The following is a 19,384-nucleotide window of genomic DNA, read 5'->3' as shown; positions in this document are numbered from 1 at the left end:
CACGTGATGTCTCGTTCATTGCCGCAAACTGAGATGCCGAAGCCAAAGCGCAGCTTCCGCTGGCCGCCCGGCATTCCTCAGCTAATCGCGCTGGCGCTGGTCCTGCTGGTCGACAGCCTGGTCGCCAGCCATTTCTTTAATATCGTCGTGCAGGACGGGCGTCTGTTCGGCAGCCCAATCGACATTCTGAACCGCGCGGCTCCGGTCGCGCTGCTGGCAATCGGCATGACGCTGGTGATCGCCACCGGCGGCATCGACCTGTCCGTGGGCGCAGTGATGGCGATTGCCGGGGCGACTGCCGCCACGCTCACGGTGGAAGGCCACAGCCTGACCGTTGTGCTGCTGGCCTCGCTCGGCGTTGGCATTCTGGCAGGATTGTGGAACGGCATCCTGGTGGCGATCCTGAAAATCCAGCCCTTCGTTGCGACCCTGATTCTGATGGTCGCCGGGCGCGGCGTCGCTCAATTGATTACCACCGGGCAAATCGTCACCTTTAACTCCCCGGCGCTGTCGTTCCTCGGCAGCGGCTCGCTGTTTTACTTCCCGATGCCGGTCATTATTGCCATCGCCACGCTGCTTGTTTTCTGGATGTTTACCCGTAAAACGGCGCTCGGCCTGTTTATCGAATCCGTGGGGATTAACATCCGCGCCGCCAAAAACGCCGGGGTAAATACGCGTACCGTGGTGATGCTGGCATACATGCTGAGCGGCTTATGCGCAGCTATTGCCGGGATCATCGTCACGGCGGATATTCGCGGAGCCGACGCCAATAATGCCGGATTATGGCTGGAGCTGGATGCCATTCTGGCGGTGGTTATCGGCGGCGGTTCGCTGATGGGCGGGCGTTTTAATATTGCGCTGTCCGTCGTCGGCGCGCTGATTATCCAGGGGATGAATACCGGTATTCTGCTCTCCGGTTTCCCGCCTGAACTCAACCAGGTTGTGAAAGCCGTGGTGGTGATGTGCGTGCTGATCGTACAGTCGCCGCGTTTTATTGCATTGCTCAAAGGACTTCGCCGCCATGATCAAACGTAACCTCCCGTTGATGATAACCCTGGCGGTATTCGTGCTGGGTTACCTTTACTGTCTGACGCAGTTTCCCGGCTTCGCCTCAACGAGGGTGATTTGCAATATACTGACCGACAACGCTTTCCTGGGCATTATCGCCGTCGGCATGACTTTTGTGATCCTCTCCGGCGGCATCGATCTCTCGGTTGGCTCGGTGATCGCCTTCACCGGCGTGTTCCTCGCTAAAGCGATTGGCTTCTGGGGCCTGTCGCCGCTGGTGGCTTTTCCATTGGTGCTGGCGATGGGCTGTGCGTTTGGCGCGTTTATGGGCTGGCTTATCGACGCGCTGAAAATCCCGGCCTTTATCATTACGCTTGCCGGCATGTTCTTCCTGCGCGGCGTCAGCTATCTGGTTTCCGAGGAATCCATTCCCATCGATCACCCGATTTACTCAACCCTTTCCAGCCTTGCCTGGCATATTCCCGGCGGTGGACGCCTGAGCGCCATGGGCCTGCTGATGCTGGCCGTGGTGGTAATTGGTATCTTCCTTGCCCATCGTACCCGCTTCGGGAATCAGGTTTACGCCATCGGCGGCAGCGCAATCTCGGCTAACCTGATGGGTATTTCAACGCGCAGCACAACCGTGCGTATCTATATGCTTTCTACCGGACTTGCCACGCTCGCGGGAATTGTCTTCTCGCTCTATACCTCCGCAGGCTACGCGCTAGCGGGGATGGGCGTCGAGCTGGACGCCATCGCCTCCGTAGTTATCGGCGGTACGCTGCTGAGCGGCGGCGTGGGCACCGTGCTGGGCACTTTATTCGGCGTGGCGATTCAGGGGCTGATCCAGACCTATATCAATTTCGACGGCACGCTCAGCTCCTGGTGGACAAAAATCGCCATCGGCATTTTGTTATTTATTTTTATCGCCTTACAGCGTGGGCTGACGGTGCTGTGGGAAAATCGCCAGAGCTCGCCTGTTAAACGTATTAGCGTTACGGCAACCCGCTCGTAACATATTGAATTAACAAAAATCGTCTAAACTTTCCCCGGTGACTGCCGATAACCTCTCCACGAGTTATCTAATGGCTTAAGTCACCGGGAAGAAAGCATGTTAAGAAATCTGTCGATTCGTACGGGTCTGCTGACGTTACTGGCAGTGATGACATTTCTGCTGCTGGTCGTCAGCGGCATTGGTATTTTTGCGTTGCAACAAAGCTCCAGCTCGCTTGAGAAAGTAAACCGCCTGCAGGGTGAACAGATGGTGCGTCTGACCGACGGCTATATGTCCCTGCTGCGCGCCCGCAACGAAGCCGGGCAGGCGGTACGCCAGATGGAAATCGGCATGCTGGAGGACGCGGCGAAGTCGACCAGCACCGTGATCGGCGAAGCCGCGCACGGTCAGCAGGAAATTAAAGCCTTCATCGACAGCGGCGTGGACAGTGAAGAGGGCAACCAGCTCGTCAAAAACCTGTCGCAGACTTACGCCGATTATCTCGCCAAAGGCATTACGCCGATGGTGGACGCGCTGAACAAACAAAGCCCGGATGACTATTACGATCTGCTGGAAAACGGCCTGATCCCGCTGTCGCAGAAGTTTGATACCGACGTGCAGATCTTCCGCCAGTGGGGCGAACAGCGCGGCAACGACGAAGTGGCTTCCATCCAGAAGCAAAAGAAAATCGTCCTCACGCTTATCGTTATTGCGGCCCTGCTGACCGCGGGCATTATCGTGCTGGTGTGGCTTGCCCTGCGCCACCTGCTGCTTAAACCGCTTAATGAATCCATCGAACAGCTTGAGTATGTGGCGGAAGGCGATTTAACGCGTGAGCTGCAGGCTGCGGGTAACAATGAGTTTGGCCGCCTGGCCAGCGCCATTGCCGCGATGCGCAATTCCCTGACCGAATCGGTGGGCCGCGTTCGTGACGCCAGTTCACAGATTGATACCGGCAGCCGGGAGCTGGCGGCGGGTAACCAGAACCTCTCCCAGCGCACCGAGTCTACCGCCACCTCCCTTGAGCAAACCGCCGCCAGCATGGAGCAGATCACCGCGACGGTGAAACAAAACGCCGACAACGCCGAGCAGGCGCACAAGCTTGCGAAGGACGTTTCCGATACCGCCGATCGCGGCAGCGAAATGGTCTGCTACGTCATCGAAAAAATGCGTGATATTGCCACCAGTTCCGATCGTATCGCCGACATCCTGAGCGTTATCGACGGCATCGCTTTCCAGACCAATATCCTGGCGCTGAACGCCTCGGTGGAAGCCGCGCGAGCCGGTGAACAGGGACGCGGATTTGCCGTTGTGGCCGGGGAAGTGCGCATTCTGGCAAGCCGCAGCGCCGATGCGGCAAAAGAAATCCGCACCCTGATTTCTGATTCACAAAATCACGTTGGCGAAGGCCGTGACCTGGCCCAGCAGGCGGGAGAAACCATGGATGAGATTGCCGAAGAGGTTACGCGCATGACTAAACTGATGCGTCAGATTGCCAGCGCGTCTAACGAGCAGAGCCACGGTATTGAACAGGTAAACATTGCGGTAAGCCAGATGGATGAGGCAGCCCAGCAGAATGCGGCGTTGGTGCAGCAATCTTCGGCTGCGACTCGTTCGCTGGAAGAGCAGTCGCAGCAGCTTGTCGCCGCGATGGCTTCTTTCAGATGCTAAACGGCGGATGGCGCTGCGCTTATCCGCCCTACAAAATTATCGATCTGTAGGGTGGAAAGCCGCGCGCCATCCACCGTTGCTAAAAAATTAAGCGTCCGGGAACTCGCGGATAAAGCGCTCCACGTCTTCTACCATATGCTCATTGCCAACGAAGAACGGGCGGCGCTGGTGCAGGGATTCCGGAAAAATATCCAGAATGCGCTCTTTACCATCGCTTGCCTTACCGCCTGCCTGCTCGGCCAGGAACGCCATCGGATTGCCTTCATACAGCAAACGCAGTTTACCTTCCGGGTGGCTGGCGGTGCTTGGATAGAGATAAATTCCGCCTTTAAGCAGGTTGCGGTGGAAGTCCGCGACCAGTGAGCCAATGTAGCGCGAGGTGTACGGGCGCTGCGTTGAGCCGTCTTCTTCCTGACAGAACTTGATGTATTTTTTCACCCCGTTCGGGAAACGGATGTAATTGCCTTCGTTGATGGAATAGGTATTGCCCTTTTCCGGGAAGCGCATGCGCTCCTGGCACAGGCAGAAGACGCCCAGCGACGGATCGTAGGTAAAAGCGTGTACCCCGCAGCCGGTGGTATAAACCAGCATGGTGGAGGAGCCGTAAACCACATAACCTGCGGCAACCTGCTTATTACCCGGCTGGAGGAAATCGGCCTCGGTCACAGGGGAGCCAACCGGCGTGATACGACGATAGATAGAGAAAATGGTGCCGACGGAAACGTTGACATCAATGTTGGATGAGCCGTCGAGCGGGTCCATTAACACCACGTACTTGGCATGCTCTTCTCCTTCGAAAACGACGATTTCGTCTTCTTCTTCGGAGGCGATGCCCGCCACCATTCCCCTGGCCTTCAGGGCGGCTTTCAGTTTTTCATTCGCGAACAGATCGAGCTTTTGCTGCACCTCGCCCTGCACGTTTTCAGCGCCGCTGGCACCCAGGATATCGACCAGGCCGGCCTTGTTGATATCGCGGTGGATGATCTTGGCACCCAGCTTTATTGCCGACAGTAAAGCAGTGAGCTCGCCGGTTGCGTGGGGAAACTCGTGCTGCTTCTCGACAATAAATTCACCTAACGTTTTCATAAACACTTTCCCTGCATGATTCAGATGGATAAAGCGGTTGCAACAATCTTAACAAACTTTCAAATCTTAGCGCACAGGTGAATCGCGCCAGCAAAATACGGAATTTCCTGAATTGCGTTTATTCACCGTGCTACATGCGGGTAGAATGTGCGCCAAACAGAGAAAGGATAGTTTTGTATGCGCATTCATATTCTAGGGATTTGTGGCACCTTTATGGGCGGTCTGGCTATGCTTGCCCGATCGCTTGGCCACGAAGTAACCGGCTCGGACGCCAATGTCTACCCGCCGATGAGCACGTTGCTCGAAGAGCAGGGCATCTCCCTGATTCAGGGCTACGACGCAGGCCAGCTCGATCCGCAGCCGGACTTAGTCATTGTCGGCAACGCCATGACCCGAGGCAATCCCTGCGTGGAAGCGGTGCTTGAGAAAAGCATACCCTATATGTCCGGCCCGCAGTGGCTGCATGATTTCGTCCTGCGCGACCGCTGGGTTATCGCGGTGGCAGGCACCCACGGTAAAACCACCACCGCCGGAATGGCAACGTGGATCCTCGAAGCCTGCGGCTATAAGCCCGGCTTTGTGATCGGCGGCGTGCCGGGGAACTTCGATGTTTCCGCGCGGCTGGGCGACAGCCCGTTCTTCGTGATTGAAGCCGACGAGTACGACTGCGCGTTCTTCGATAAGCGCTCTAAATTCGTGCATTACTGCCCGCGCACGCTGATCCTCAACAATCTTGAGTTCGATCACGCGGATATCTTCGACGATCTGAAAGCTATCCAGAAACAGTTCCACCATCTGGTGCGCATCGTGCCGGGACAGGGAAAAATCATCTGGCCTGAAAACGACGCCAATATTAAACAGACCATGGCGATGGGCTGCTGGAGCGAACAGGAGCTGGTGGGCGAGCAGGGCCACTGGCAGGCGAAAAAGCTCAGTCAGGACGCCTCACGATGGGAAGTTTATCTGGATGGCGAGCCGGTCGGGGAGGTGAACTGGCAGCTGGTGGGCGAGCACAACATGCATAACGGCCTGATGGCGATAGCAGCCGCCCGTCATGTGGGCGTTGCTCCGGCAGATGCCGCTCAGGCGCTGGACAGTTTTATCAACGCCCGTCGTCGCCTGGAACTGCGCGGCGAAGCGAATGGCGTAACGGTTTACGACGATTTTGCCCATCATCCAACCGCGATTCTGGCGACTCTTGCGGCGCTGCGCGGTAAAGTGGGCGGCACCGCACGCATTCTCGCCGTGCTTGAGCCACGCTCCAACACCATGAAAATGGGGCTGAGCAAAGACGATCTCGCACCGTCTTTAGGCCGGGCGGACGAAGTCTTTCTGCTGCAGCCGCCGCATATTCCGTGGCAGGTAGTGGAGGTGGCGGAAGCCTGCGTGCAGCCCGCTCACTGTAGCGCGGACGTGGATACGCTGGTGGAGATGATTATCAAAACCGCGCAGCCGGGCGATCACATCCTGGTGATGAGCAACGGTGGTTTCGGCGGCATTCATCAGAAGCTGCTCGACGCGCTGGCGAAAAAAGCCGTTCGATAATCCTGTGAAAACAGTTCAGCAGGGCGGATAAACGTAAAGCCGCCCGCCAAAAATTAAGGCCCGCTTGCGGGCCTGAAACGGATGATAAACCTTCCAACGCCACAAAACTGCAGGGTGCCGCCATTTGCAAACAAGGAAAAGCAACTCGTTGATTTTCGGCTGATAGCCACAAAGAAGGAAAACCACGCTTTTCCTTCTTTGTCAGCAAATTAAGGCCCGCTTGCGGGCCTTAATTTATTACTCCTGATTTTCAGCCAGCTCGCGCAGATAAGAAAAAATCTGCCGGTAAGATTTCGGCGGCTTGTTGGCCGCTTTTTCTTTCTGAGCATTGCGGATCAGCACGCGTAGCTGCTGGCGGTCCGCATCCGGATAAAGCCTCAGCACTTCGCTCATCGCGTCGTCGCCTTCTTCAACCAGACGGTCGCGCAGCGCTTCAAGCTTATGGAACAGCGCAACCTGCTGGTTGTGGCGGTTCTTTAGCTTATCCAGCGCCTGGCGAATCGGGTCCATGTCGCGAGAACGCATCATTTTACCGATCAGCTGCACCTGCCGGCGGCGGCCTTCTTTCTTGATCTTCTGCGCCAGCTCAATGGCCGCACGTAAATCTTCATCCAGAGGGATTTTGTCGAGCGCGTTTTTGCCCAGCTCCATCAGCTCCATTCCGAGGCGTTTTAGCTCTTCGGCATCGCGTTTAATTTCGCTTTTGCTGACCCAGATAATCTCATCATCTTCGTCTTCATTTTCGTTATCGGGTACGTCATCGAGCCAGTCATCGGGCTGCTTAGTCATAGTAGGCTCCTTAAAAAAAGTGGCTAATTCTACCAGTAAAGCCTGTGCACTGCGAAATTGTTCTGATCCTGTTAGACTTAATTCACTCAGCAGACATTATGGCAGTCGCGATGAAAATAAACACGCAGGTAGCACAGCAACGTAAGATCCTCGAGCAGGCGGTTTCTCAGGCGCTGGAGATGGCTTCCGCACGGTCCGACGGCGCAGAAGTGGCCGTCAGCAAAACCACCGGTATCGGCGTCAGCACCCGCTACGGTGAGGTGGAAAACGTTGAATTTAATAGCGATGGGGCGTTGGGCATCACCGTTTATCATCAGCATCGTAAAGGCAGCGCCTCCACTACCGATTTAAGCCCGGACGCCGTCTCACGTACCGTTCAGGCGGCGCTGGATATCGCCCGTTATACCTCTCCCGATCCGTTTGCGGGCGTGGCAGAAAAAGAGCTGCTGGCCTTTGAAGCGCCGGATCTGGACCTTTTCCATCCGGTTGAAATGGATGCCGATCGCGCCATTGAACTGGCCGCGCGCGCGGAAAACGCCTCGCTGAACGTCGATAAACGCATTACCAACACCGAAGGCGGCAGCTTCAACAGCCATTACGGCATCAAGGTTTTCGGCAACAGCCACGGCATGCTGCAAAGCTACTGTTCGACGCGCCACTCGCTCTCCAGCTGCGTTATCGCCGAAGTTAACGGCGAAATGGAGCGGGATTACGCTTATACCATCGGCCGCGCGATTGAAGATCTTGAAAGCCCTGAGTGGGTGGGCGCCGAATGCGCACGCCGCACCCTGTCGCGCCTTTCACCACGTAAACTTTCCACCATGAAAGCGCCGGTAATTTTCGCCGCCGAAGTGGCGACGGGCCTGTTTGGGCATCTGGTCGGCGCCATCGCCGGCGGCGCGGTTTATCGCAAATCTACCTTCCTGCTCGACTACCTTGGCAAGCAGGTTCTGCCAGAATGGCTGACCATTGAAGAGCATCCGCACCTGCTGAAAGGTCTGGCCTCAACGCCGTTTGACAGCGAAGGGGTGCGCACGGAGCGTCGCGACATCGTCAAAGACGGCGTCCTGCAACAGTGGCTGCTGACCAACTATTCCGCACGCAAACTGGGGCTGAAAAGCACAGGGCATGCGGGCGGCATCCATAACTGGCGCATCGAAGGGCGCGGCCGGGACTTTGACGGCATGCTCAAAGAGATGGGCACCGGCCTGGTCGTTACCGAGCTGATGGGCCAGGGCGTAAGCGGCATTACCGGCGATTATTCCCGCGGCGCCTCCGGCTTCTGGGTTGAAAACGGTGAGATTCAGTATCCGGTGAGCGAAATCACCATCGCCGGAAACTTAAAAGATATGTGGCGTGATATTGTTACGGTAGGCAGCGATATTGAGAAACGCAGCAACATTCAGTGCGGTTCTGTGCTGTTGCCGGAGATGAAGATCGCCGGCCAATAAGGTGATTATGGGTGCGTCCTGCCGCACCCGATTTAATAAAATAATAAGGTGATGTATGCGTAAGCAACTGATTGCAATGTTGGCCCTGTCGTCCGTTTTATTTACTACCGCAAGCCTTGCGGCCGATGTCGGCGATGATATGGATACCATCGCGGAAAACTACAAAACCGTCCTGAAAACCGATGACGCGGCGGAATTAAAAACCTCGTTAAACAACATGCGCACCGCAGCACTGGATGCGCAGAAAGGCGCGCCGCCGAAGCTTGAAGATAAAGCGGCAGATAGCGCAGAAATGAAAGATTATCGCCACGGGCTGGATATTCTGGTTGGGCAGATCGACGGCGCGCTGAAGCTTGCGAATGAAGGCAAAGTAAAAGAAGCCCGGGCCGCTGCCGAAGCGTTTAAGGGCACGCGTAACACCTATCACAAAAAGTATCGCTAAACAGCTATCTGTGGCGGATGAAGTAAGTTTATCCGCCATTTGTATGCAAAAAGATCGGAGTTGAAATATCAGCCGCCTCCCTCCGGGAAGCGTAACAGCAATACTGATTACGCTTCCCGGGCCTGCAACATATCCCTTAAGCGTGGACAATTTCGGGTCGTTTTCAGGAATTTCCATCTTAGCCAACGTTGGCTGAAATACGCCGATGTTTCGTGCCAGTTCAGTTTGCGAGATATAAAGCTCTTCCCGTAGCCTGCTCAAAACGATCTCCTGACGCAGACCTGCATTTTTTCCGCAATGCGCTGCTGACTTTCGGGACTTTGTTTTGCAATAAGTTCTTTATAGCTCGATATATTATTTTTCCAGACTGGACAGATGATTACGATATTCGCCTGCAGCCAGATGAATTATATCGCGATAAAAGCGGCTTTTATTTTTACCGGTTTTATCGCCGGCAGATTAAACAATGGCCCGGCGGATGGGATCAAACGCAAAAAATATTCTTATCGGGGTTCCCGCGCGCTGGATACGGAACGCTTTCATGCCTGGAAATGTTGAGCCGTTAAGCGTATCAACATAGGGGCGGCCTAAATATGGCCCAATATCTTCCGGTACGTCCGGCGCCGCCAGTATATCTGCGCGGAATGGCTCGCAGGCCATATTCTGCCTGAACCGCGGAGGCGAATTAAATTTGTTACCAGCAAGCTTTCGCCTTCCAGGGCGCCTGTAAATCCTGCCATTAATCCCCGCTAAACCGTCCCTGCTTCACAATTTTGGTTAAAAATGCTCGCCCCCCGACGTGGTATCGGCTGGCCAATAACGTGACATTAATCACATTAACATGGTGAATTATCACGATCCGGTCGCTTTTTGTGGGGCAGATCGCTAATGCCGCTGCTATTTCCACTTTGAAGTGGAAAACAACTCGCTACAAACCGCCAGCCCCGCCCGCTACCTTAAAGCCATATCGGTAAATGAGGTGCGTAGTGTGAATAACGGAGCGGTAAAAGTTAATGAAGCCGGGAGTGCTGAAGCCTCGGCGCTGACGGAAAGGGTGCAGGCGTTTATCAATGCGCTGCTGAAGAGCCGCAATATCACGCCGAATGCGGTGCAGGAGCAAATGCTGACTTCCCACGTTCGCGCCATGGCGCATCGGTCGTTGACCGGCGAGCCGCTGCCAGAAGTCGAGGAGAGTCTGTTTGATGAGATCTCCGCCGACTCGCTGGAAATGGCGAAAGCGGTGGTGGCGCAGTTTGGCAACCTGCCAATTGAAGAGGCTTGGCTGTTGTCAGTGCATTTCGAAGTAGCAAAAGACAATCTTTGAACAATCAGGAGATTCAGATGGAACAAATTACCGTAGTGATTGGCGACCGCCTGGGCAAAGGCCAGAAAGTCGCGGCAGGGATCGAAAAAGCGGGTGGCCGCGCGGTGGTCATTCCTGGCGTGGCCGCCGACATGAAGCTGGGCGACGTGATGAAAGCCGAAAATGCCGCCTTTGGGATTTCCTTCTGCGGCAGCGGCGGGGCAGGCGCCATCACCGCGCAGACCAAACACGGCTATAAAGCCAAATATGGTATGCGCTCGGTGGATGAAGGCGTTACCGCCATCAACGAAGGCAATAACGTTTTAGGCTTTGGCTTTATGGATAAAGAAGAGCTGGGCGAACGCCTGGTGCAGGCCTGGAACAAGAAGTACGGCAGTTGAGTATGAAAGAACACTTCTCTGACACGGTGAGAGTAAGCGGGCGCGGCGATACCAAAGCCAAAGCCTTTGCCGATGCCCTGAACCAGGTTCAGGGTACGGTGCTTAAATCCTCACCTTACATATTACTGCGTATTGAGCCACAGGATGTGCAGGTTGTTCAGGCGCGGGTACAGGTGAAGAAAGAAGCCTTCTTGTTCTTCTTTCTGCGCCGGGAAAGGCGGATGTTCAGCGTGGAGCTGGATGTCATCGTCAACGTGACGGCAATCAATCTCGATAAAGTGGATTTCGTCGCGCATTAAAATCACACAGAAAGGACAGACTGATGTTCTTAATAATATTAATAAAATCACTCATCATCGGGGGGCTCGTCGGCGTAGGTGTTGGCGCCGGAGCCGCACGCATGTTTCACGCGCCAACCACCCAGGGAATGGGCGCTTTTCGTACGCTCGGCGAGCTTAACTCCTGTGAAGGCGACCCGGCTTCGCACTTCTCCTTTGGATTAGGGTTCTTCTTCAACGCATGGGCTTCCTCCGTTGCGGCGGGCGCTTTCACTCAGGACGTTGACCACCGCATTATCCCGAACTGGGGCGCTGCCGCGCTGATGGTGAAAAACCGCAACGTCGCTGAAACCCTGCACGATCCGAAAAAGATGGCCATCGCCTGTGGCCTTATCGGCATGGTCGTCGTGGCGTTTCTTAACAGCACCGCTTCCGCCGTACCGGCAGCGCTGCAGGTTACCGCCGTTAAGGTGCTGGTTCCTGCCGCAAACCTGCTGGTAAACACCGTTATGCCGGTTATCTTCTGGCTGGCGGCGATCGATGCCGGTAAAAAATCAGGCTTCTGGGCCACCATTTTTGGCGGCTGCGCGCAGTTGATTATGGGTAACGCCGTACCTGGCCTGGTGCTGGGCATCCTGATTGGTAAAGGCGTGGAAGAGAGCGGCTGGCACCGCGTCACCAAAGTGATGATGACCGCCATCGTCGCGCTGTTTGTGCTGAGCGCCTTCTTCCGCGGTTTCGACATGAAGATGATCGAATCCTTCCATATGACCGTGCCGAACTGGCTGGATCTGATTCATAACTCCCTGAGCGGAAAATAACGGAGCCTGCAATGGAAGAGAATAAAGGGTTTTGGTATGCCGACTGGTCGTTCCCGATTTTTGTTGGCCTGCTTTCTTCCGGCGTGTTCGCCGGGACACACATGTATTACCTGTACGGCATCGGGGCGTTTAACGAAGTAGCGTTCGTCTCCATGCTGCGCGCCGGAATCGATACCGGCGTTTATGGCGCGGTAGCGGCCTTTGGCGCCAGCTTCCTGTTTGCGCGCATTATCGAAGGCTCGCTGGTGGGGATTCTGGACATCGGCGGCGCGATTCAAACCGGCGTAGGGCTGGGCGTTCCGGCGCTGCTGCTGGGCGCGGGCTTTGTCTTCCCGGTCGCCAACTTTGCCGCCTCTCTGGTGACGGGGCTGATTATCGGCCTGGCGATTGGCTACCTGATTATCCTTGCGCGTAAATTCACCATTAACCAGAGCGACTCCACCTACGGCGCGGACGTGATGATGGGCGCGGGCAACGCTTCGGGCCGCTTCCTTGGGCCGTTGATTATTCTGAGCGCCATGACCGCCTCGATACCGATTGGCGTTGGCTCGCTGATTGGCTCGCTGCTGTTTTACCTCTGGGGCAAGCCAATTACCGGCGGCGCGATTCTGGGGGCGATGATTTTAGGGGCCATTTTCCCGGTCGCTTTGTAAGGCTATGCGGCGGCGGATGGCGCCTTGCTTATCCGCCCTACGAATCGATATGTAGGGTGGGTAAGCGATGCGCCACCCACCAACCAAGGAGAAAATTATGTTCGACTTAATCCTGCGCCAGGCCCGCCTGGTGGACGATACGCTTATCGATATCGCACTCAAAGACGGCAAAATCGCCGCGATGGGCGAGGTGACCGGCGAGGCGCAAGAGGTACGGGCGCTACACGGCAAGTATTACCTCAGCGCAGGCTGGATTGATTCCCACGTTCACTGTTACTCAAAATCCCCAATTTATCACGATGAGCCAGACAGCATCGGTATCAGCACCGGCGTGACAACCGTTGTGGATGCGGGAAGCACCGGCGCGGACGATATCGATGAGTTTTATGAGATAACCCGCAAAGCGGCGACGGAGGTTTATGCGCTGCTGAACATATCCCGCGTGGGGCTTATCGCCCAGAACGAGCTGTCGGATATGGCCAATATCGACAAAGCCGCCGTGCGCGATGCGGTGAAGCGCCATCCCGATTTTATCGTTGGGATTAAAGCGCGCATGAGCAGCAGCGTGGTGGGCGCCAACGGTATTAAGCCTCTTGAACGCGCTAAAGAAATCCAGCGCGAAAACGGCGATCTGCCGCTGATGGTGCACATTGGCAATAATCCGCCGGATCTGGATGAAATAGCTGATTTGCTGACAAGCGGCGATATCATCACCCACTGCTACAACGGCAAGCCGAACCGCATTCTTACGCCTGCGGGCGAACTGCGTGCTTCTGTTGCCCGCGCGATTGGGCGCGGCGTGCGCCTGGACGTAGGCCACGGCACCGCCAGCTTCAGTTTTGAAGTCGCGAAAATCGCCATCAAACAGGGCATTTTCCCGCACACCATCAGCTCCGATATTTACTGTCGGAACCGCATTAACGGGCCCGTTCACAGCCTGGGCGCGGTAATGTCCAAATTCCTCTCTATCGGCCTTCCTCTGCAACAGGTAATTGATTGCGTTACTGCTAACGCAGCAGACGGCCTGCGTCTGAAACAGAAGGGGCGCCTGTCCGTGGGCCTGGACGGCGACCTGACCATTTTTGAACTACGCCGCCAGCCGACGGTGTTCACAGATTCCGAACAGCAAACGCTCGCGGGCGAGCTGTTGCTGGCGCCGCTTGCCGCCGTACGCGCCGGAAAGTGGTTTACTACCGAACAAGGAAAAGCAGAACATGCCTTCGATTTATGAGAAATACAATTTAAAACAGGTGATTAACGCATCAGGCCGTATGACCGCGCTGGGCGTTTCCACGCCGCGTCCGGAAGTGGTGGAAGCGGTCACTACCGGCATGAATCACTATTTTGAAATGAAAGATCTGGTGAACAAGACCGGTGAGTACATCGCAAGGCTGCTGGATGTGGAGGCGGCGACCGTGGTGTCCTGCGCTTCTTCGGGGATTGCCCAATCCGTTGCGGCGGTGCTGGTAAAAGATAACGCCTGGCTGATTGAAAACCTGCATGCCGCGCCGCTTGATAACAACGAAATCGTCCTGCCAAAAGGCCACAACGTAAACTTTGGCGCCCCGGTTGGCACCATGGTGAACCTTGGCGGCGGCAAAGTTGTGGAAGCGGGTTACGCAAACGAATGTTCCGCCGACCAGCTTGCCGCGGCGATTTCCCCGCGCACGGCCGCAATTTTGTATATCAAATCCCATCACTCGGTTCAGAAAAGCATGCTCAGCGTTGAGCAGGCGGTCGTTGTGGCGCGTAAATACAACCTGCCGCTGATTGTGGACGCCGCAGCCGAAGAAGATCTGCAGTGCTACTACCGCGCAGGCGCGGAGCTGGTGATTTACAGCGGCGCGAAGGCCATAGAAGGGCCAACCAGCGGGTTGGTTATCGGCAAAGAGCAGTACGTAGAGTGGGTGAAGCTACAAACCGGCGGTATTGGCCGCGCGATGAAAGTAGGCAAAGAAGGCATTCTTGGCCTGACCTGCGCTATTGAAAACTATCTCACCGCTGAAAAAGAGACGGGCGAGCAGATGGTGCAGAAAATGACGCCGTTTATCGACAGCCTCAACACGCTGGCTGGCGTAAGCGCCCGGGTGGTATGGGATGCGGCAGGCCGTGATATCGCCCGCACTGAAATTAAGTTTGATGAAGCCGCCATCGGCATCAGCACCGGCGAGCTGGTGAGCGCGCTGAAACAGGGCGAGTACGCGATCTATTTTCGTGGCTACAAGGCCAACGAAGGGATTATTGAAGCGGACGTGCGCAGCGTCAGCCCGCAGCAGCTCGAGATTATTTATCGCTGCATCAAAGCGAATATCAGCAAGGAGAAGCAGGCATGAAACTGACCCCAAACTTTTACCGCGACCGCGTGTGCCTGAACGTACTGGCCGGTTCGAAAGAGAATGCCAAAGAGATTTACGAGGCGGCTGAGGGCCACGTGCTGGTTGGCGTGCTTTCTAAAAATTATCCGGATGTTGCAAGCGCGGTCGCGGATATGCGCGATTATGCGGCGCTTATCGAAAACGCGCTTTCCGTGGGCCTTGGCGCGGGCGATCCGAATCAGTCGGCGATGGTGAGCGAAATCTCCCGTCAGGTGCAGCCGCAGCACGTAAACCAGGTGTTTACCGGCGTGGGAACTTCACGCGCGCTGCTGGGACAAAACGAAACCGTGGTTAACGGCCTGGTTTCCCCTACGGGCACCGTCGGTATGGTAAAAATCTCCACCGGGCCGCTGAGTTCGGCTGCGCCCGACGGTATCGTACCGGTTGAAACCGCCATTAAGTTGCTGAAAGATATGGGCGGCAGCTCAATCAAATATTTCCCGATGGGCGGACTGAAATGCCGCGATGAGTTTAAAGCGGTAGCCGAAGCCTGCGCGAAGCATGATTTCTGGCTGGAACCGACCGGCGGCATCGATCTGGAGAACTACGAAGAAATCCTGCAGATCGCGCTGGAGGCGGGCGTGAGTAAAGTCATCCCGCATATTTACAGTTCAATCATTGATAAAGCGACCGGCAATACGCGCCCGGAAGAGGTGCGTACGCTGCTGGAAATGACGAAGAAGCTGGTTGGGTAATATTTTGCCCTTATCCCCCTCCCGCAAGGGAGGGGGCCAAACAACAACGAGGATCTTCCATGCCTGCAACACGTAATCTCCTTATCGCTTCGCTGGCGATGATTGCCGGAACGGCGGCCGCGCAGCAGTTCGCCTGGGTCAGCACCTACAATCCGAACGGCGAGGGCGTATACCGCTTTCAGGTCGATGCGCAAACCGGGGCGTTAAGCAACAAAACGCTGGTTAACGAGCTGCCTAACGCCGCGCAGTTAACTGCTTCAAAAGACGGCAAAACTTTGTACGTGGCGAGCGAAGCGGAGAAAGGCGTTATTGCGGCGTTGCGCGTTGGGGAAGAGGGCAACCTTACGGAATTAAACCAGGTTTCCTCCGGCGGCGCCGGGCCGGTTTATCTGTCGCTTACGCCGGACGGCCGCCATCTGCTGGTCGCCAACTATATCAGCGGCAGCATCGCTGTATTACCGGTGAAAGAAGACGGCAGCCTGAGCGAAGCCAGCGATACCAGGCAGGATGAAGGCCAGCCGGGCGCGGCGAAACCGGAGGCCGCCGTGGAAGGCAGCTTTGCGGTAAGCGCTCATAATGGCCCGCACGCGCATATGATCGGTGCCGATCCGAGCGGAAAATTCGTCTTCTCCACGGATCTGGGGTTAGATCGCATCTATCAGTACCGTTTTGATAATAAGAGCGGCAAGCTTACGCCAAACGATCCGCCGTTTATCGCCGCGTCATCTAAAGGAGCGGGCCCGCGTCACTTTGTGTTTACGCCCGCGGGCGACGGCCTGTGGTTGATTAACGAAGAGTCCTCTACGCTTACTCACTATCGGCTTGATACGGCTAAAGGCACCTTAACCGCAGGAAAAACCGTTTCCGCGCTGCCGAAAGGTTACAAAGGAACCAGCTTTGCGGCGGGCCTGGTACTGAGCCACGACGGCAGGCAGCTTTACGTCGCTAACCGTTTGCACAACAGCATCGCGCACTTCACCGTGTCGGCAAACGGCACGCTGACGCATCAGGACGATATCTGGACACGGGGTGATTACCCGCGCACCTTAACGCTCGACGACAATGGCAAATACCTTTACGCCATGAACCAGCGCAGCGACAACATTACCCGTTTTAGCGTTGCGCCGCAGGACGGCAAGCTGACCTTTATTGAGGATTACGTGGCGGCAGGAAGCCCGTCGCAGTTAATTTTTACGCCCGCGAAATAGCCGTGGCGGGCGCGCCTGTGCGCCCGCTTAATGAAAGGAAACTGCTGTGAGATTCCCAAACCTTCGTCTGGCCCAGCTTTTTGAGATGCTCCAGAATGAGACGCTGCCCCAGGATGAGCTGGCGCGGCGTTTATCGGTTTCTACACGCACCGTGCGGGCCGATATCACCGCGTTAAACGCTTTAATAGCCGGGTATGGCGCACAGTTTATTTTGAATCGCGGAGCGGGTTATCAGCTCAGAATCGATGATGCGGCCCGCTATCAGGAATTTGTACTGCAGCCGTCTCGCCAGCTGCGCGTTCCGCGTACTTCACCGGAACGCGTGCATTATCTGGTGGTGCGTTTTCTGACGTCCGCCTTTTCGCTCAAGCTGGAAGAGCTGGCTGAAGAGTGGTTTGTCAGCCGGGCGACGTTACAAAGCGATATGGCGGAGGTTCGCGAATGGTTTAACCGTTATAACCTGACGATAGAAACCCGCCCCCGTCACGGCATGAAACTGTTTGGCAGCGAAACGGCGGTGCGGGCATGCCTGACCGATTTACTCTGGCAGCTTATGCAGGAAGAGAGCGACAATCCTCTGCTGAACGAAGAAGCGCTCAACGGAGACGTACGGGCACAGTTAGCGACGGACCTGCACGACTGTTTCAGCCGCTGCCGTATTCGCCTGACGGACGAAGGCGAGCAGTTTATCCGCCTGTACTGCGCCGTGGCGGTACGACGTATCAGCGAAGGCTACCCGCTGGCGGAGTTTAAAGCAGCCGACGTGGGCGATGACATACGCGAAGCCGCGCGCCAGATTACCGCGCTGCTGCAAAGATTTGCGGGTAAACCGCTTTCCGAAGCGGAGGAACAGTGGCTACAGGTACACATCGCCGCGCGGCAGGTTCAGGAAGTGGCGCCCAGCGCCATCAGCGCCGACGATGACGAAGCGCTGGTGAACTACATCCTGCGCTATATCAACACGCACTATAACTACAATCTGCTGGCGGATGCCCAGCTGCACGCCGACCTGCTCACGCATATCAAAACGATGATCACCCGCGTGCGCTACCAGATCAATATTCCTAATCCGCTGCTCTCCAATATTAAACAGCACTATCCGATGGCCTACGATATGACGCTGGCGGCGGTATCAAGCTGGGGAAAATACACGCCGTATGCGATCAGCGAAAACGAAATTGGTTTCCTGGTGCTGCATATTGGCGTAGGGCTGGAAAGGCATTACAACATTGGCTATCAGCGCCATCCGCGAGCGCTGCTGGTCTGCGATACCGGCAACTCTACGGTGCGGATGATTCAGGCGATGCTGCTGCGCAAGTATCCGCAAATCGAAGTAAAGCGCATTATTTCGCTGCGTGACTATGAACAGCTTGAAAGCATAGACGAGGACTTTGTTATCACTACTGCGCGGGTGAACGAGAAAGAAAAGCCGGTGGTGACGATGGCGCCCTTCCCGACGGAATATCAGCTCGAACAGCTGGGAAAGCTGGTGCTGGTGGACCGGACCCGCCCTTATATGCTGGCGAAATATTTCGATGAAAGCCACTTTATGGTGGTTGATAAACCAGTGACCCAGCAGCAGCTGTTCAGCACGCTTTGCGAACAGCTTGAGCGGGAAGGCTATGTTGGCGAGGATTTCTATCCGTCAGTCGTGGAGCGTGAGGCGATTGTCAGCACCATGCTCGGTGAGGGCATAGCGCTTCCGCACTCGCTGGGATTGATGGCTAATAAAACCGTCGTATACACCGTACTGGCGCCCGAGGGGATAAGCTGGGGCGAGGAGACGGCGCACGTGATTTTCCTGCTGGCCATCAGCAAACGCGAATATGAAGAAGCGATGGCGATCTATGATTTATTCGTTACCTTCCTGCGCGAAAGGGCGATGCCAAGGCTCAGGGACAGCAAGACTTTTCAGGGCTTTAAAACGGTAGCGATGGAGTGTTTGAGTCGTTTTTAGGATCGTTATCAACGCGATAAAATCAGTAAAACGCCTTTATTTTAATCATTTGTATGGCGGGTATTCCTAAGGAATTCAATGATTGCTATTATGCCGAATTAGGACCATTCCTGGTGACTGACGCCTTTTTGATGATATGCAAAAAATAGATTACGACACTCTTAAAGAGTGCCTTCGCTACGAAGTGCTTGGCAGCAATAAAAAATTCTCATGGTTTAAAGTACTGCACAGGTGCATAAAAAAACCTGCAAAGCGTTTTTATTTTTGGTGGAGAATTGCTAACTACTTGAATTGTAAGGGTGGCCGTCTGAATGTAAAATACGCCCGCCGAATTAACTACAATCTTTGCCGCAAATACGGTACCGATATCGGGCTGAATGCAATTATTGGCAAAGGCATGAAAATAAATCATGCGTTTAGCATTGTGATTCGCAATGAGTGTGTGATCGGCGAGCATGTTATCCTGCGCCAAAATACCACTATCGGTAAAACAAAGAACGGCGCGAGCGCCGGGAAAACCGTGATTGGAAACAATGTCGATATAGGCGCTCACACCTGCATTATCGGCGACATTACCATTGGTGATAATGTGGTGATCGGCGCAATGTCTTTTATAAACAAAGATATGCCGGGGAATATTACCATTTATACTGAAAAAACTAACAGGGTGATTGGCACCTTAAATTAGGTTTATCAGTATATCTTTA

General features: G+C 55.3%; 20 protein-coding genes and 1 pseudogene. 17 read left to right on the top strand and 4 right to left on the bottom strand.

Annotated features, from left to right (window positions below):
• Nucleotides 1-3: 3 nt before the first annotated feature.
• The 3 genes from ytfT (at nt 4) to WLO31_RS18160 (ending at nt 3,673) form a co-directional block, all read left to right on the top strand.
• Nucleotides 4-1,035 (top strand): galactofuranose ABC transporter, ATP-binding protein YtfT, encoded by a 1,032-nt coding sequence (ytfT, locus tag WLO31_RS18170; RefSeq protein WP_435928009.1) that lies wholly within the window; start codon nt 4-6, stop codon nt 1,033-1,035.
• Nucleotides 1,022-2,023: a galactofuranose ABC transporter, permease protein YjfF gene (gene yjfF, locus WLO31_RS18165; protein WP_435928008.1), complete on the top strand. Its 1,002-nt coding sequence runs from the start codon at nt 1,022-1,024 to the stop codon at nt 2,021-2,023. Before ytfT ends, yjfF begins: the two co-directional genes overlap by 14 nt.
• A gap of 96 nt (nt 2,024-2,119) precedes the next feature.
• Nucleotides 2,120-3,673, top strand: coding sequence for a methyl-accepting chemotaxis protein (locus WLO31_RS18160; RefSeq protein ID WP_435928007.1), 1,554 nt, complete (start codon nt 2,120-2,122; stop codon nt 3,671-3,673).
• Between the two features lie 87 nt (nt 3,674-3,760).
• On the opposite strand, the gene fbp is transcribed toward WLO31_RS18160, so the two are convergent.
• The gene (gene fbp / locus WLO31_RS18155) at nt 3,761-4,759 is read right to left on the bottom strand and encodes a class 1 fructose-bisphosphatase (RefSeq protein WP_435928005.1); all 999 of its coding nucleotides are present in this window, start codon (nt 4,757-4,759) and stop codon (nt 3,761-3,763) included.
• Between the two features lie 177 nt (nt 4,760-4,936).
• Between fbp and mpl the strand changes: the two genes are divergently transcribed.
• Nucleotides 4,937-6,304: a UDP-N-acetylmuramate:L-alanyl-gamma-D-glutamyl-meso-diaminopimelate ligase gene (gene mpl, locus WLO31_RS18150; RefSeq protein WP_435928004.1), complete on the top strand. Its 1,368-nt coding sequence runs from the start codon at nt 4,937-4,939 to the stop codon at nt 6,302-6,304.
• Nucleotides 6,305-6,541: 237 nt separating this feature from the next.
• Here the strand turns inward: mpl and yjgA are convergent, their stop codons facing one another.
• Nucleotides 6,542-7,093 carry a ribosome biogenesis factor YjgA gene (yjgA, locus tag WLO31_RS18145; RefSeq protein WP_435928003.1) on the bottom strand — a complete coding sequence of 184 codons (552 nt, stop codon included), beginning with the start codon at nt 7,091-7,093 and terminating at the stop codon, nt 6,542-6,544.
• Between the two features lie 98 nt (nt 7,094-7,191).
• On the opposite strand from yjgA, the gene pmbA reads away from it, so the two are divergent.
• Nucleotides 7,192-8,544 carry a metalloprotease PmbA gene (gene pmbA / locus WLO31_RS18140; protein WP_435928002.1) on the top strand — a complete coding sequence of 451 codons (1,353 nt, stop codon included), beginning with the start codon at nt 7,192-7,194 and terminating at the stop codon, nt 8,542-8,544.
• Between the two features lie 55 nt (nt 8,545-8,599).
• The gene (cybC, locus tag WLO31_RS18135; protein ID WP_435928001.1) at nt 8,600-8,986 is read left to right on the top strand and encodes a cytochrome b562; all 387 of its coding nucleotides are present in this window, start codon (nt 8,600-8,602) and stop codon (nt 8,984-8,986) included.
• Between the two features lie 57 nt (nt 8,987-9,043).
• Here cybC and WLO31_RS18130 read toward each other — a convergent pair.
• A pseudogene (locus WLO31_RS18130) lies at nt 9,044-9,339 on the bottom strand (helix-turn-helix domain-containing protein); the annotation flags it as partial.
• 106 nt (nt 9,340-9,445) lie between these two features.
• Nucleotides 9,446-9,646 (bottom strand): type II toxin-antitoxin system RelE/ParE family toxin, encoded by a 201-nt coding sequence (locus WLO31_RS18125; protein WP_435928000.1) that lies wholly within the window; start codon nt 9,644-9,646, stop codon nt 9,446-9,448.
• A 382-nt stretch (nt 9,647-10,028) separates the two neighbouring features.
• Here WLO31_RS18125 and WLO31_RS18120 point away from each other — a divergent pair, with 382 nt between their 5' ends.
• From WLO31_RS18120 to WLO31_RS18070, 11 genes are all read left to right on the top strand, one after another.
• Nucleotides 10,029-10,310, top strand: a complete 282-nt coding sequence (locus tag WLO31_RS18120) for a glycine dehydrogenase (RefSeq protein ID WP_435930667.1) — start codon at nt 10,029-10,031, stop codon at nt 10,308-10,310.
• A 17-nt stretch (nt 10,311-10,327) separates the two neighbouring features.
• Complete coding sequence (locus WLO31_RS18115; RefSeq protein ID WP_121267746.1) at nt 10,328-10,690, top strand: SFCGS family glycine-rich protein; 363 nt, start codon at nt 10,328-10,330, stop codon at nt 10,688-10,690.
• A 2-nt stretch (nt 10,691-10,692) separates the two neighbouring features.
• Nucleotides 10,693-10,989, top strand: a complete 297-nt coding sequence (locus tag WLO31_RS18110; protein WP_435930666.1) for a DUF4312 family protein — start codon at nt 10,693-10,695, stop codon at nt 10,987-10,989.
• A 23-nt stretch (nt 10,990-11,012) separates the two neighbouring features.
• Nucleotides 11,013-11,789: a DUF4311 domain-containing protein gene (locus WLO31_RS18105; protein ID WP_121267744.1), complete on the top strand. Its 777-nt coding sequence runs from the start codon at nt 11,013-11,015 to the stop codon at nt 11,787-11,789.
• 11 nt (nt 11,790-11,800) lie between these two features.
• Nucleotides 11,801-12,442: a DUF4310 family protein gene (locus WLO31_RS18100; RefSeq protein ID WP_435927999.1), complete on the top strand. Its 642-nt coding sequence runs from the start codon at nt 11,801-11,803 to the stop codon at nt 12,440-12,442.
• Between the two features lie 97 nt (nt 12,443-12,539).
• Nucleotides 12,540-13,673 (top strand): amidohydrolase/deacetylase family metallohydrolase, encoded by a 1,134-nt coding sequence (locus tag WLO31_RS18095; RefSeq protein ID WP_435927998.1) that lies wholly within the window; start codon nt 12,540-12,542, stop codon nt 13,671-13,673.
• Complete coding sequence (locus WLO31_RS18090) at nt 13,657-14,775, top strand: DgaE family pyridoxal phosphate-dependent ammonia lyase (RefSeq protein ID WP_435927997.1); 1,119 nt, start codon at nt 13,657-13,659, stop codon at nt 14,773-14,775. Before WLO31_RS18095 ends, WLO31_RS18090 begins: the two co-directional genes overlap by 17 nt.
• Nucleotides 14,772-15,512, top strand: coding sequence for a 2-dehydro-3-deoxy-phosphogluconate aldolase (gene dagF / locus WLO31_RS18085; protein ID WP_435927996.1), 741 nt, complete (start codon nt 14,772-14,774; stop codon nt 15,510-15,512). Before WLO31_RS18090 ends, dagF begins: the two co-directional genes overlap by 4 nt.
• Before the next feature lie 59 nt (nt 15,513-15,571).
• Nucleotides 15,572-16,720 (top strand): lactonase family protein, encoded by a 1,149-nt coding sequence (locus WLO31_RS18080; RefSeq protein ID WP_435927995.1) that lies wholly within the window; start codon nt 15,572-15,574, stop codon nt 16,718-16,720.
• Nucleotides 16,721-16,766: 46 nt separating this feature from the next.
• Complete coding sequence (locus WLO31_RS18075) at nt 16,767-18,677, top strand: BglG family transcription antiterminator (protein WP_435927994.1); 1,911 nt, start codon at nt 16,767-16,769, stop codon at nt 18,675-18,677.
• Between the two features lie 136 nt (nt 18,678-18,813).
• A complete protein-coding gene (locus WLO31_RS18070) occupies nt 18,814-19,365 on the top strand; it encodes a serine acetyltransferase (protein WP_435927993.1) in 552 nt (183 codons plus the stop codon).
• Nucleotides 19,366-19,384 lie beyond the last annotated feature (19 nt).

The sequence above is a fragment of the Dryocola sharpae genome (assembly GCF_051307055.1).
Lineage (GTDB): Bacteria > Pseudomonadota > Gammaproteobacteria > Enterobacterales > Enterobacteriaceae > Dryocola.
This window is presented reverse-complemented; position numbering and strand designations above follow the sequence as displayed.